Raw genomic sequence first — 12976 nt, 5'->3', positions numbered from 1 at the left:
TAATAGCCAGAAAAAAGGGCATCCTGAGCGCAGCGAAGGACCTTCTCACGTTGAACTACTCTAACGTGAGAAGGTCCTTCGCTGCGCTCAGGATGACAGGCAATTCTTAAACCTTAATTAAAATACCGGAAGTCGTGGCCGTCCTCAATGCGCAGCAGCGTCTCATAAATTAAGCGCGTCACGCTTTCCACGTCCTCTTTATGCACGGTTTCCACGGTCGTGTGCATGTATTTCAGCGGCAGCGAAATCAGTGCCGAGGCCACCCCGGAGCCTGAATAGGCAAAGGCATCGGTATCGGTGCCGGTGGCGCGGGTAGCGGCGGCGCGCTGGAAAGGAATTTCAGCTTGCTTGGCCGTTTCAATGATGAGGTCGCGCAGGTTGTTCTGCACGGCTGGGCCGTAGGTAATTACTGGGCCCTTGCCGCAGGAGATGTCGCCGGCCGTCTTTTTCTCGTACATCGGCGACTGGCTGTCGTGCGTCACGTCGGTGATGATGGCAACGTCGGGGTTGATGCGGTGGGCCACCATTTCGGCGCCGCGCAGGCCAATTTCCTCCTGCACCGCATTCACGATGTAGAGGCCAAAGGGCAGCGTTTTGTTGTTCTCCTTCAGCATGCGGGCCACCTCAGCAATCATGAAACCGCCCACGCGGTTGTCGAGCGCGCGGCCCACGTAGAACTTGTCATTCAGCACCGTGAACTCGTCCTCAAACGTCACCACCGAGCCCACGTGGATGCCCATTTCTTCCACTTCTTCCTTTGAAGTAGCGCCGCAGTCCAGAAATACGGTTTCGATGGTCGGGGCTTTGTCCTGCTCCACCTTACGCACGTGAATGGCCGGCCAGCCGAAAATACCCTTCACGATGCCCTTTTCGCCGAAAATATTGACGCGCTTGCTCGGGGCCACCAGCGGGTCGGAGCCGCCGTTGCGGCGCAGGTAGAGGTAGCCTTCTTTGGTGATATAATTCACGAAATAGGAAATCTCGTCGGCGTGGGCTTCGATGACGACTTTGTATTTCGCTTCGGGGTTAATGACGCCCACCACCGTGCCGTAGGTATCCACGAAGTATTCGTCGATAAAGGGCTTGATGTATTCCAACCACAGCTTCTGGCCTTCTTTTTCGAAGCCAGTGGGGGAGGGGTTGTTGAGGTATTTCTGGAGGAATTCGAAAGACTCGGGACGCATGGTAACTGTCATTCTGAGCGCAGCGAAGAATCTTATCACGTCAGCGCTGCCAGGTAGAAGAAGTGACAAAGGCCGCCGTGATAAGATGCCGCCTTCATCAGCATGAGCAATAATTTTACAGCGGAATGTTGCCGTGCTTCTTACGCGGCATGGTATCTACTTTGTTCTCCAGCATCTTAAAGGCGCGAATCAACTTCTGGCGCGTCTGCGAGGGTAGAATTACTTCATCCACAAAGCCGCGGTGGGCAGCACGGTAGGGCGTGGCGAATTTCTCTTGATACTCGTCCACCTTTTCCTGCAGCTTGGCCTCGGGGTTTTCGGCCTGAGCGATTTCGCGTTTGAAAATGATTTCTGCCGCGCCCTTGGCACCCATCACCGCAATTTCGGCGGTAGGCCAGGCGTAGTTCATGTCGGCCCCAATGTGCTTACTGTTCATCACGTCGTACGCGCCACCATAGGCCTTGCGGGTGATGACGGTGATGCGCGGCACGGTAGCTTCGCAGAAGGCATAGAGTAGCTTGGCACCGTTGGTGATGATGCCGCGCCACTCCTGGTCGGTGCCGGGTAGGAAGCCGGGCACGTCTTCCAGCACCAGCAGCGGAATATTGAACGAGTCGCAGAAGCGCACGAAGCGCGCAGCTTTGGTGCTGGCGTTGATGTCGAGCACGCCGGCCAGCACGGCCGGCTGGTTGCCTACAATGCCAATGCTGCGGCCTGCCAAGCGGGCGAAACCGACCACGATGTTCTCGGCAAAATTCTGGTGTACTTCCAGGAAAGAACCCTCATCAATAATGCCTTCAATCACCTCGCGAATGTCGTAGGGCTGGTTGGCATTCTCGGGCACGATGCCGTCGAGTACAGCGCGGCTTTCGTCGCCGCTGGCTTCGTAGGGCTGGTTGGGAGCGGTTTCTTCGCAGTTCTGCGGCATATAGCTCAGCAGCTGCTTGATGTGGTTGATGCACACCACTTCGTTGGCGCAGCTAAAATGCGTGACGCCGCTCTTAGCCGAGTGGGTGCTGGCGCCACCCAGTTCCTCGCTGGTCACGTTTTCGTGGGTCACCGTCTTCACTACGTTGGGGCCAGTCACGAACATATAGCTCGTGTTTTCCACCATCAGAATGAAGTCGGTGATGGCCGGTGAGTACACCGCGCCGCCCGCGCAGGGCCCCATGATGGCCGACAGCTGCGGTACCACACCCGAGGCCAGCGTATTCTTATAAAAGATGTCGGCGTAGCCGCCAAGGCTCACCACGCCCTCTTGGATGCGGGCCCCGCCTGAGTCGTTCAGGCCGATGACGGGCGCGCCGTTTTTCATGGCTAGGTCCATGATTTTGACGATTTTCTCAGCGTGGGTTTCGCTCAGCGAGCCGCCAAAAACCGTAAAGTCCTGCGAGAAAACGTACACTAGGCGGCCGTTCACGGTGCCGTAGCCTGTTACCACGCCGTCGCCGAGGTAATGCTCCTTGTCCAGGCCAAAGTCCTTGGAGCGGTGCATCACAAACTTGCCGATTTCTTCAAAAGAACCTTCGTCGAGCAGCAAGTCAATCCGCTCGCGAGCGGTGAGCTTGCCCTTTTTGTGTTGGGCGTCGATGCGGGCCTGGCCACCGCCCAGCAGGGCTTCTTCGTTTTTGCGGGCCAGCAATTCGGTTTTGGAGAGGTGCGCGTGGGCGTGCGGGTCGGGCATAAGTCAGATTGGGCGCGCGGGTGGGAGTAGCGCGAAAGTGAAAGGCCAAAGGTAGGCCACAGGCCGATTATGAACCACCGGATTTGCAGCAGTTGCAGTGCAGATGATTACCGACGGCTTTTAATAAAAAAGCCGGCCCTGTTTGGGCCGGCTTGGGTGTGTTAGAGAAAGCAGCTAGTTCTTCTGCAGCGTCACAGAGGTGACCTTTCCGGTGTCTGGGTTTACTTCCGTAAAGGTTCGTTCGCCTACCCGCACAAAAATGGTGTTAGAGCTAAGCACCACATTTTGAATGGCACGCGGGCCAACCACCGTAGGACAAGCGCCCACTACGTCGGTTTTCCAAGCCAGGCGGTTGCCCTGGTACGCCAGCAACTGTCGGTTGTCGGTCGATACCCAATAAACCTTGCCGTCTGCCAGCGCCTTCATGCCCCGGACTTTAGGCGAGGGCACAAACGAGGGGTTGCCTTGGCCTATTTCGGGCTGCCGCACTACCAATTGGGCGTTGTAAGGAGACTCAGGCTTCTGGTCCTGGGCACTGGCCGCCACGGGCAGGGCCAGCAGTAAGCCCAAGGCGACAGGATAAAAAGCTGTTTTCAGCATAGGTGATGGCAAGGTGAAAGAATGGAGGCAAAAAAAGGGCTGGCTCCCTTGCGGAAACCAGCCCTTTAACGTCAACTAGCGGCTACTTATTTCTTCGTGTCAGCATCGGGTGCTTCCGGCGTTTCGGCCGGGCGCTCGTCGCTGGCGAGGTTCTGGGCCTCGCCGCTCTTGCTTACCGAAAAAGACAGCTCGTCTTTGCCGTCCTCGTAGTCGGCGGTAATCACGTCGCCGTGCACCACTTGGGCCTTGAGGATTTCCTCGGCAATCGGGTCTTCGATGTACTTCTGGATGGCGCGGTTCAGCGGACGGGCGCCGAACTTGGGGTCGTAGCCTTTGTCGGCCACGAAGTCCTTCGCCTTCTCCGTCAGCTCGACACGGTAGCCCAGGGCCTGCACCCGCGAGAGGAGCTTGCTGAGGCTGATGTCGATGATGCGGTGAATGTCCTTCTTCTCCAGCGAGTTGAAGACGATGACGTCATCCAAGCGGTTGAGGAACTCAGGCGAGAAGGTTTTCTTCAGGGCGTTGGTAATGGTGCCCTTCGTAATCTCGTCCATGTTTTCCTGACGGGCCTTGGTGCCGAAGCCGATGCCAGCGCCGAAGTCCTGTAGGTCACGCGCCCCGATGTTCGAGGTCATGATGATGATGGTGTTACGGAAGTCCACCTTACGGCCGAGGCCGTCGGTCAGGATGCCGTCGTCCAGCACTTGCAGGAGCAGGTTGTACACGTCCGGGTGCGCCTTCTCAATCTCGTCGAGCAGGATAACCGAGTAGGGCTTGCGGCGGATTTTCTCCGTCAGCTGGCCGCCTTCTTCGTAACCCACGTAGCCGGGAGGCGCGCCCACCAGGCGCGACACGCTGAATTTCTCCATGTACTCCGACATATCGACGCGCACCAGCGCATCTTCCTTGTCGAAGAGATAGGTAGCCAGCACCTTGGCCAGCTCCGTCTTACCCACACCCGTCGGGCCGAGGAACACGAATGAGCCGATGGGCTTCTTGGGGTCTTTCAGGCCCACGCGGGTGCGCTGAATGGCCTTCACCAGCTGCTTGATGGCTTTGTCCTGGCCAATTACTTTGCCTTGGAGCTCCTCGTTCATGTTGAGGAGTTTCTGGCTTTCGTTCTGGGCCACGCGCGAAACGGGGATACCGGTCATCATGGCGATTACCTCGGCCACGTTTTCCTCTTTCACCGTGTAGCGCTTCTTCTTGGTCTCTTCCTCCCAATTCTTCTTGGCAGTGTCGAGCTGGTCAAGGAGCTTCTTCTCGGTGTCGCGGAGCTTGGCGGCTTCCTCGTATTTCTGCGATTTCACCACGCGGTTTTTCTCGCCCTTGATGTTCTCAATCTGCTCTTCGAGCGTGAGAATGTCCTCGGGCACCACGATGTTGTTGATGTGCACGCGGGCGCCGGCTTCGTCAAGAATATCGATGGCCTTGTCCGGCAGGAACCGGTCAGACATGTAGCGGTCCGACAGCATCACGCACTGCTCTATCGCCTTGTCGGTGTAGATGACGTGGTGGTGGTCCTGGTACTTGTCCTTGATGTTGTGCAGGATTTCAATGGTTTCCTCAGGTGAGGTGGGGTCCACCATCACCATCTGAAAACGACGAGCCAGGGCGCCGTCTTTCTCGATGTACTGACGGTACTCGTCCAGCGTGGTGGCACCGATGCATTGAATCTCGCCGCGGGCCAGGGCCGGCTTGAACATGTTCGAGGCATCAAGCGAGCCAGAGGCACCGCCGGCGCCCACGATGGTGTGCAGCTCGTCGATGAACAGAATCACGTCGGGCGACTTCTCCAGCTCGTTCATCACGGCCTTCATGCGCTCCTCAAACTGGCCGCGGTACTTGGTACCGGCCACCAGCGAAGCCAGGTCCAGCGTCACCACGCGCTTGTTGAACAGCACGCGCGATACCTTCTTCTGGATGATGCGCAGGGCGAGGCCTTCGGCAATGGCGGTTTTACCCACGCCGGGCTCGCCGATGAGGATGGGGTTATTCTTTTTGCGACGGCTCAGGATTTGGGCCACGCGCTCAATTTCTTTCTCACGGCCCACTATGGGGTCGAGCTTGTCTTCCTCGGCCAGCTTGGTGAGGTCGCGGCCGAAGTTGTCGAGCACCGGGGTGCGCGACTTTTCGCCCGGCTTCTTGGCCGCGCCAGCGCCGGCGCCGCCGCGGCCACCACCGGGGCCCGAGGCCCCAAAGAGGCGGTCGTTATCGTCGTCGTCCGTATCGGGCGTGCGGTTTTGCGGGGCTGCGCCGGCATTACCGTGGTAATCCAGCGAGTCGCGCACAGTTTCGTAGTTCACGTTAAACTTGGAAAGAATTTGGGAAGATATGTTGTCCTCGTCCCGGAGGATGGACAACAGCAGGTGCTCGGTGCCAATGATTTCCGACTTGAAAATCTTGGCTTCGAGGTAGGTGATTTTGAGGACTTTCTCGGTTTGCTTGGTGAGCGGAATCGAGCCGGTGATGCTGGTGCCTTGGGTGGCCGTGTTGCGGGTGGCCTGCTCCAGCGAAAACTTAAGCTCGTCGATGCTCACGCCCAGCTTACGCAAGAGGCCGAGGGCGGTTCCTTCGGCTTCGCGAATCATGCCGAGCAGCAGGTGTTCGGTGCCTATGTAGTCGTGGCCGAGACGGATGGCCTCCTCCCGACTCAGAGAAATAACCTCTTTGACGCGGTTTGAGAATTTAGCTTCCATGCCAATAAACGTAGTGAAAAATCAGATAAGCCCCGCGTCGGGCATGTAAACACGAATGACGGGTTGGGCCGATGTAGCTTGAAAACAAGCTGGTTCGGGCGAAGGTTCGGGCCGGGTGAAGCCCGCAAGCAGGTAATTCTTAACGTCGGCAGAATTTAGCAGGTTACGGTAATTACTACCGATTTACTGCAAAAAAGAGCCGGCCGCCGGACCCTGCGAAAACAGCAGGTCCAGCACACTTAAGCCGGGCTCAAAACCTGGGCCAAACACCTGCGGATAGGGCCGCACCCGGGCCGAGGCTGCCGGAGTGTCAGGTTCGGACGGTTTTACGCCGGTTTTGGGTGTCAGCCAGTCGCGCTGGTCGGCCACGACGGGCAGGGTAGAAGCAAGACCCGGGAAAGCGGGGGATGGTTGCGCGGGGTAATGAGCGTGGTATTCGGTGGTGAGCTGTACCGGTAGGGTGAGCCGGAAGCATTTCAGTAACAAACGCAAAAACTGCTGATTTAGGTCAAAAAGCAGTACGGGTTTGCCTACGTAAATATCGTGCAGGTAGTCGGCGTAGTACTCAAAATACGGACTGTTGCCGTAGGCAGTTTGCAGCGTGCGCCAGTGGCGGTGAATCCAGTTTTGGCGGTAGTCAATTTCGATTTCCGCAATGCTGACTTTCTCGGCGCGGTTGCCGTCGATGACGGGCACGGTGAGGGGCTGCACGCCCTGGGCCGTTTTGATGAGGCAGCGGTTGCGGAAGGTTTGCTTGCGGTAGTGCTCGTGGGCTTCGAGCAGCAAGCCGTCGGCGTGCGCGAGCGTGGCGAAGAAGGCGGCGGGCGGGTGGTAGTGCAGCTCGGAGAGGATAATCATAGGGTGCATTCGAGGATAACCCAACAAAAGAACGTCATGCCGAGCGCAGCCGTGGCATGATGTTTCTGCTTAATCATTATCATCCCCGCCCTGTCCTTTGCTGCGCTCGGCGTCGAGGAAATAAGCCCCTCTGATAACCAAACGAGTGGTATCGGGTAGCTTATCGAGCAACTGCACGGCTACCTGACCCTGGTCGGTGGCACCGGGGCGGAGGCTGAAGCGGCGGAAAGTGCTGCCGTTGGCGTCGGATTTTATCTGGTAATAGCCGTAGCTGACTTCGCCGCCGGGCACGAGGGCGTCTTCGGGCAGGGTGCGCTGCAGAGTGCGGCCGGTGAGGATGCGTGCACTGACGTATTGGCCGGGTAGGAGGGCGGCGGTGGCCGCAGCGTCGGGGCCGGTGTCGTGCAGGTGGGCGTGCACGGGCACGGTGCGGCCGTCGTCATCGAAGGCTTTGCCGACGAGGAAAACGGTGGCGGGCAAGGGCCGGGCACTGACGCCCTGCGATGGCACGCGGAACAGGATGTCCTGGCCCACTTTTACTTTGGTGATGTCACGCTCAAATACTTTCAATTCTAAGTGCAAGTCGGAGCGGTCGACCAGCTCAATCAGCACGTCCTGCGGGTTTACGAACTGGCCGGGATTGACCAGCACGGCCTTCACGTAGCCGCCGATGGGCGCTACGAGCGGCACGCTGGGCCGGATACTGGTGGCGCTGAGCGACTCCGGTTTCAGGCCGATGAGGCGGAGCTGGGCGGCGAGGCTGCCGGCGGCAGCCTGCTCAGTGCGCAACTCGGCGGTGGCCTGCTGGAGCTTGCGGCGGGCGCCCACGTCCTCGTCGTTGAGGACTTGCTGGCGGGCGGTTTCCTGCTTCAGAAACACGATGCGGGCCTGGCTTTGCAGGTAGTCTTGTTGCAGCTTGAGGTACTCGGGGTTGCGCAGGGTGGCCAGCACGGTGCCGCGCGTCACGTGCTGGCCGGGCAGCGTCGGCAGCTGCGCTACATAGCCGCCCATAACCGCCGTGACGGACACGCGGTGGCTGGGGGGCACGTCAATCTGGCCGGTGGCCTGCACCTCGGTGCCGAGGTCGCGCCGGGTGAAGGTGCCCAACTCGATGCCAGCGGCTTGCAGTTGGGCTTTGTTGAGGAAGACTTCGTCGGGGGCGCGGGGTGGGGCGGCGGGCTTTTTCTCGGCGGCTGTTTCGTCTGCGTTTTTGCCGCAGGCGATGAGCAATGGGAGTAGAGCGAGGTAGGCGAGGGACTTCATGAGATTTCGACTGTATTCTTTTTGCCGGTCATGCAGAGCGCAGCGAAGCATCTCGCATGCTATGATTAATCAAAGCGGTTGCAACGAAGCTGGCTAGATGCTTCGCTGCGCTCTGAATGACGTGACGTTTATTAATTATTGTGCATCCGCCCCGGCCAAGGCCTGGATGTTGGCTGCCAATTCATTGTATTGCCGCAGCTGCTCGAAGTATGCCTCCTGAATCTGCCAGGCGGGCTGGGTGTTCACCACGTATTCCACGTACTCGATGTCGCCAGCGCGGAAGCTTTTTTCGGCTGTGGTAAGTATGAGGCGGGCTTGGGGTAGTGCGTAGTTTTCGTAATAAAGCAAGGAGGCCTGGGCGCGTGCCAGCTGCTGCCGGAACGTGCTGAGCTGGGTGCCGAATTGAGTATTGGCGTAGGCCAGCTGCACTTCGGCGACCTGCTCGCCCAACTTGGCGGCGGCGATGCGGCCGCGCTGCACGCCGCCTAGCAGCGGCACGGCCACGCCGGCCTGGGCCACTTGGAAGCCGCGTTCCTGGTTGATGGTTTGGTTGAAGTAGCCGGCGCGGAGGTCGGGCAGGCGGCGCAGCTTTTCGACCCGGGTTTGCTGCTGGCTGAGGGTGAGCTGCTGCTGGTAGAGGGCCAGCGTGGGGTTGGTGGCGGGCGTTATGGCGGCCGTGTCGGCGGGTAGCAGCACGGCGCGGGGGCTGGCGGAGGTGTCGATGTCGGCCAGGCCAGGCTGGCCCAGCAGCAGGCCCAGCTGTCGGCGCTGAACCAGCAACTCGGAGCGCAGGGTAGCGAGGCGATTTTGCAGTTCACGGGCGCGGGCTTCGGCCGAAACCTGCTCCAGGCGGTTGGTTTCGCCCACTTTGTAGCGGACGGTGGCGGCGCGGGCGGCGCGCTGGTAGAGGCTGTCTTGCCGGCGCAGCAGGGCGGCTAGGCGGTAGGTTACCAGCAGATTGTAGTAACCCGAACGGATGCTGCGGGCCAGCTCGCGGCGCTGGGCTTGGGCGCGCAGGTTGGCGCCCTCGGCGGTGGTTTGCAGCACTTGGCGCTGGGCTGCGTACAGGGTAGGCAGGGCCGATTGCTGCAGAATATTGACCGTATGGTCGCGCAGGGGCCCCTGAATCTGGCCGTACTGGTAGTCGATGGTCAGGCGCGGCACGTCGTAGCCGGTGCGGCTGAGGGCGGCCTGCTGCTGGGCCTGCAGCGTGGCCGCCTGCACCAGCGGGCTCTGGGCCAGGCCGGTGCTGAGGGCCTGCGAGATGCTGAGCGGCGCCGAAAACGGGGCCCGCGTGGCCTGCGCCCGGCTGGCAGCCGGTGCCAGCGCCAGTCCGCCAATAAGCAGCAAAATCGCTGTAGCTGCGCCAGTAGTGCTACCGGTTTCTTGCTGTACTTTGGCTTCGTAGGCTGCTTCGGCGGCATCGACGGGGCTGGGCTCATCGTCTTTTACGAAGAAGGTGTAGAGCACCGGCAGCACCACTAGCGTGAGCAGCGTGGCTGTAATCAGCCCGCCGATGACGACGGTGGCCAAGGGCTTCTGCACCTCCGCGCCAGCCGAGTTCGATAAGGCCATTGGCAGAAAGCCCAGCGAGGCCACCGAAGCCGTGAGCAGCACCGGCCGGAACCGCTCTTCAGTGGCGCGTAGCACCCGTTCGCGGATTTTGCGCACGCCGGCCGTGGCCAACTCGTTCAGACTAGCCACTAGCACGATGCCGTTCAAAACGGCCACACCAAACAGCGCGATGAAGCCCACGCCGGCCGAAATGCTGAACGGCATCCCCCGCAGCCACAGCGCCAGCACGCTGCCAATGGCCGCCAGCGGAATGCCCGTAAAAATCAGCAGCGCCTCTTTTACTGAGCGGAAGGCCAGGAACAATAGCATGAAAATGAGCACCAACGATACTGGCACGGCAATGGCCAGCCGGTCTTTGGCGTGGTTGAGGTTTTCGAATTGCCCGCCGTACACGATGCTGTAGCCGGCGGGCAGGCGCAGGCCGGCTTGCAGCTTGCCCTGGATTTCCTGCACAAGGCTTTGCACATCGCGCCCGCGCACATTCACGCCAATGTTGACGCGGCGGCGGGTGTCGTCGCGCGAGATTTGGGCGGGGGCGGGTTTCAGAGCTACAGTGGCTACTTCGGCTAGCGGAATCTGGCTGCCGTCGGGCAGGGAAACCAGGAGCTGGTTGAGGTCGTCGGCCCCGCGGCGGTGCAGGGAGTCGAGGCGCAGCACGAGGTCGAAGCGGCGTTCGCCCTCGTATATCTGGCCGGTAGTCTGGCCCGCGAAGGCGGTTTGCAGCAGGGTGTTGAGGTCCTGCACGCGCAGGCCGTACTGAGCCAGCCGGGCGCGGTCGTAGCTCACCCGTAGCTGGGGCAGTCCGATAATCTGCTCTACTTTGAGGTCGCCCACGCCGGCCAGCGGGCGGATGAGGGCCGCCGCTTCGTCGGCCTTGGCTTTGAGCAAATCGAGGTCGTCGCCGTAAATCTTGACCGAGATATCCGACTTCACGCCCGAAATCAGTTCATTAAACCGCATCTGAATAGGCTGCTGAAATTCCAGGCTCACGCCGGGCACGTCAGCCAGCGCTTTTTGCATCTTATTAGCTAGCTCCTCGCGGGTGTGGGCACTGGTCCAGTCGGCATGGTCTTTTAGAATAATCATGACGTCGCCATCTTCCAGCGACATGGGGTCGGTAGGAATTTCGGAAGTGCCGATTTTGCCCACCGCTTGAATGACTTCCGGAAATTGGCTTTTTAGAATGCGCTGAATTCGCCCCGTGAGCTGCAGGCTTTCCTCCAGCGAGGAGCCCGGCGCCAGCGTCACGTTCATGGCAAAGTCGCCCTCATCGAGCTGCGGAATGAACTCGCCGCCCAGCCGCGAAAACACCAGGCCGCCCAGTGCCAGCAGCGCCGCCGCGCCGCCCACTACCAACCAGCGCGCGCCCAACGCCGCCCGAATAATGGGCTCGTAGCCGCGGTGCAGGAAGCCCACGATGCGGTCGGCAATGCTGGGCTTCTCGCTGATGTCTTTCTTCAAGGCCCAGGCCGTGACGGCCGGTACGTAGGTGAGGCACATAATCATGGCGCCCAGGATGGCGAAGCTCACGGTGAGAGCCATGGGCCGGAACATTTTGCCCTCCACGCCGGTGAGCGAGAGGATGGGCAGGTACACGATGAGGATGATAAGCTGGCCGAACAAAGCCGATTTCATCAGCCGGTTGGTCACGCCCTCGGTGATGTCGTCCATGGTTTCGTGGGCGGCTTTCAGGCGCTCGTGCACGAGGTGGGCGATGACGGCCTCCACGATAATCACGGCCCCGTCCACGATGAGGCCAAAGTCCAGCGCGCCCAGGCTCATGAGGTTGGCCGACACGCCGAAGGTGCGCATCATGCCCAGCGCGAAGAGCATGCACAGCGGAATCATGCCCGCCACCACTAAGCCGGCCCGCAGGTTACCGAGCAGCAACAGCAACACTACCACCACGATGACGCCGCCTTCAATCAGGTTTTTAACCACCGTGTGAATAGCCTTGTCCACCAGCTTGGTGCGGTCGAGGAAGGGCTCAATTTCCAGGCCCGGCGGCAGGGTTTGCTGGATTTCGGCCACGCGGGCCTTCACGTTTTTGATGGTGGCCTCGGAGCTGGCGCCTTTCAGCATGAGCACCACGCCGCCCACGGTTTCGCCCTGGCCGTCGCGGTTCATGGCGCCGTAGCGTACGGCGTGGCCGAAGCGCACGGCCGCCACGTCGCGCACCAGAAGCGGGGCGCCACCCTGGCCTGGCACGCCCACGGGCTTCACTACGATGTTGCCAATGTCCTGTAACGACGTGGCCCGGCCCTCGCCCCGGATGAAAAACGCCCGTGGGCCGCGCTCCAGGTAGCTGCCGCCGGCGTTGCCGTTGTTAGCTTGCAGGGCCTCGTAAAGCTCAGCCATGCTCACGCCCGCACCGGCCAGTCGGGCCGGGTCCACGCTCACCTCGTACTGCCGCACGTAGCCGCCGAAGCTGCTCACATCGACCACCCCGGCCACCCCGGCCAGGCGGCGCTTCACCAGCCAGTCCTGGATTTCGCGCAGCCGGGCCAGGCCGTAGCGCTTCTCGTAGCCCTTTTTGACTTTGATGGTATACTGATAAATCTCGCCCAGGCCGGTGGTAATGGGCGCCATGCCCGGGGCGCCCAAGCCCTGCCCAAGGTCGGCCTCGGCCACTTTCAGCTTCTCGGCCACCAGCTGGCGGGTGTGGTAGGTGTCCACGTCTTCCTCGAAAACGACGGTAATCACCGACAGCCCGAAGCGCGATATGGACCGAATTTCTGTGACGCCCGGAATGGTACGCAACTCCAGCTCCAGCGGCACGGTGATGAGCTGCTCGACCTCTTGGGCCGCCAGCGCGGGACTCTGGGTGATGACCTGAACTTGGTTGTTGGTGACGTCCGGAATGGCGTCGAGCGGGAGGCTGGCGGCCGAGAAAACGCCCCAGGTGATGAGGCCCGCCAGCATCAAACCCACCAACAGCTTGTTGCGGATGCTAAAATTAATAATCGCCGAAATCATGCGAAACGGTGCAATACAGCCCGGCCCAAACGCGGCCACGAGGCCGCGCCGGGAGGCGCTATCAATCCAATAAGAAAGGGGGGAGCCCAGAAATCGGGGCCGGGACCAGCTCAGGTCCGGGCACACTGCGTCCGGGG

At 60.6% G+C, this 12976-nt stretch carries 7 protein-coding genes; all 7 read right to left on the bottom strand.

Annotation, left to right across the window (positions count from 1 at the left end):
* Positions 1-113 precede the first annotated feature (113 nt).
* Positions 114-1184 (bottom strand): M42 family metallopeptidase, encoded by a 1071-nt coding sequence (locus tag I2I01_RS17010; protein WP_196288207.1) that lies wholly within the window; start codon positions 1182-1184, stop codon positions 114-116.
* Positions 1185-1299: 115 nt separating this feature from the next.
* Complete coding sequence (locus I2I01_RS17005; RefSeq protein ID WP_196287707.1) at positions 1300-2868, bottom strand: acyl-CoA carboxylase subunit beta; 1569 nt, start codon at positions 2866-2868, stop codon at positions 1300-1302.
* Positions 2869-3042: 174 nt separating this feature from the next.
* Positions 3043-3468 carry a hypothetical protein gene (locus I2I01_RS17000; protein ID WP_196287706.1) on the bottom strand — a complete coding sequence of 142 codons (426 nt, stop codon included), beginning with the start codon at positions 3466-3468 and terminating at the stop codon, positions 3043-3045.
* Between the two features lie 86 nt (positions 3469-3554).
* Entirely contained in the window at positions 3555-6167 is a 2613-nt protein-coding gene (locus I2I01_RS16995) for an ATP-dependent Clp protease ATP-binding subunit (RefSeq protein WP_196287705.1), read from the bottom strand.
* Between the two features lie 183 nt (positions 6168-6350).
* On the bottom strand, positions 6351-7025 hold the full coding sequence (locus tag I2I01_RS16990) for a WbqC family protein (RefSeq protein ID WP_196287704.1): 675 nt from the start codon (positions 7023-7025) through the stop codon (positions 6351-6353).
* 69 nt (positions 7026-7094) lie between these two features.
* Entirely contained in the window at positions 7095-8288 is a 1194-nt protein-coding gene (locus I2I01_RS16985) for an efflux RND transporter periplasmic adaptor subunit (RefSeq protein ID WP_196287703.1), read from the bottom strand.
* A gap of 135 nt (positions 8289-8423) precedes the next feature.
* On the bottom strand, positions 8424-12839 hold the full coding sequence (locus tag I2I01_RS16980; protein ID WP_196287702.1) for a CusA/CzcA family heavy metal efflux RND transporter: 4416 nt from the start codon (positions 12837-12839) through the stop codon (positions 8424-8426).
* Positions 12840-12976 lie beyond the last annotated feature (137 nt).

It is taken from the genome of Hymenobacter properus (assembly GCF_015694735.1).
GTDB lineage: Bacteria > Bacteroidota > Bacteroidia > Cytophagales > Hymenobacteraceae > Hymenobacter > Hymenobacter properus.
Note: the sequence above shows the minus strand (reverse complement) of the source record. Positions and strands in the feature narration are given on the sequence as shown.

Coding starts and splice junctions, on each gene's coding strand:
- I2I01_RS17010 (WP_196288207.1), bottom strand. CDS start 1,184: ATGCGTCCCGAGTCTTTCGAATTCCTCCAGAAATACCTCAACAACCCC.
- I2I01_RS17005 (WP_196287707.1), bottom strand. CDS start 2,868: ATGCCCGACCCGCACGCCCACGCGCACCTCTCCAAAACCGAATTGCTG.
- I2I01_RS17000 (WP_196287706.1), bottom strand. CDS start 3,468: ATGCTGAAAACAGCTTTTTATCCTGTCGCCTTGGGCTTACTGCTGGCC.
- I2I01_RS16995 (WP_196287705.1), bottom strand. CDS start 6,167: ATGGAAGCTAAATTCTCAAACCGCGTCAAAGAGGTTATTTCTCTGAGT.
- I2I01_RS16990 (WP_196287704.1), bottom strand. CDS start 7,025: ATGATTATCCTCTCCGAGCTGCACTACCACCCGCCCGCCGCCTTCTTC.
- I2I01_RS16985 (WP_196287703.1), bottom strand. CDS start 8,288: ATGAAGTCCCTCGCCTACCTCGCTCTACTCCCATTGCTCATCGCCTGC.
- I2I01_RS16980 (WP_196287702.1), bottom strand. CDS start 12,839: ATGATTTCGGCGATTATTAATTTTAGCATCCGCAACAAGCTGTTGGTG.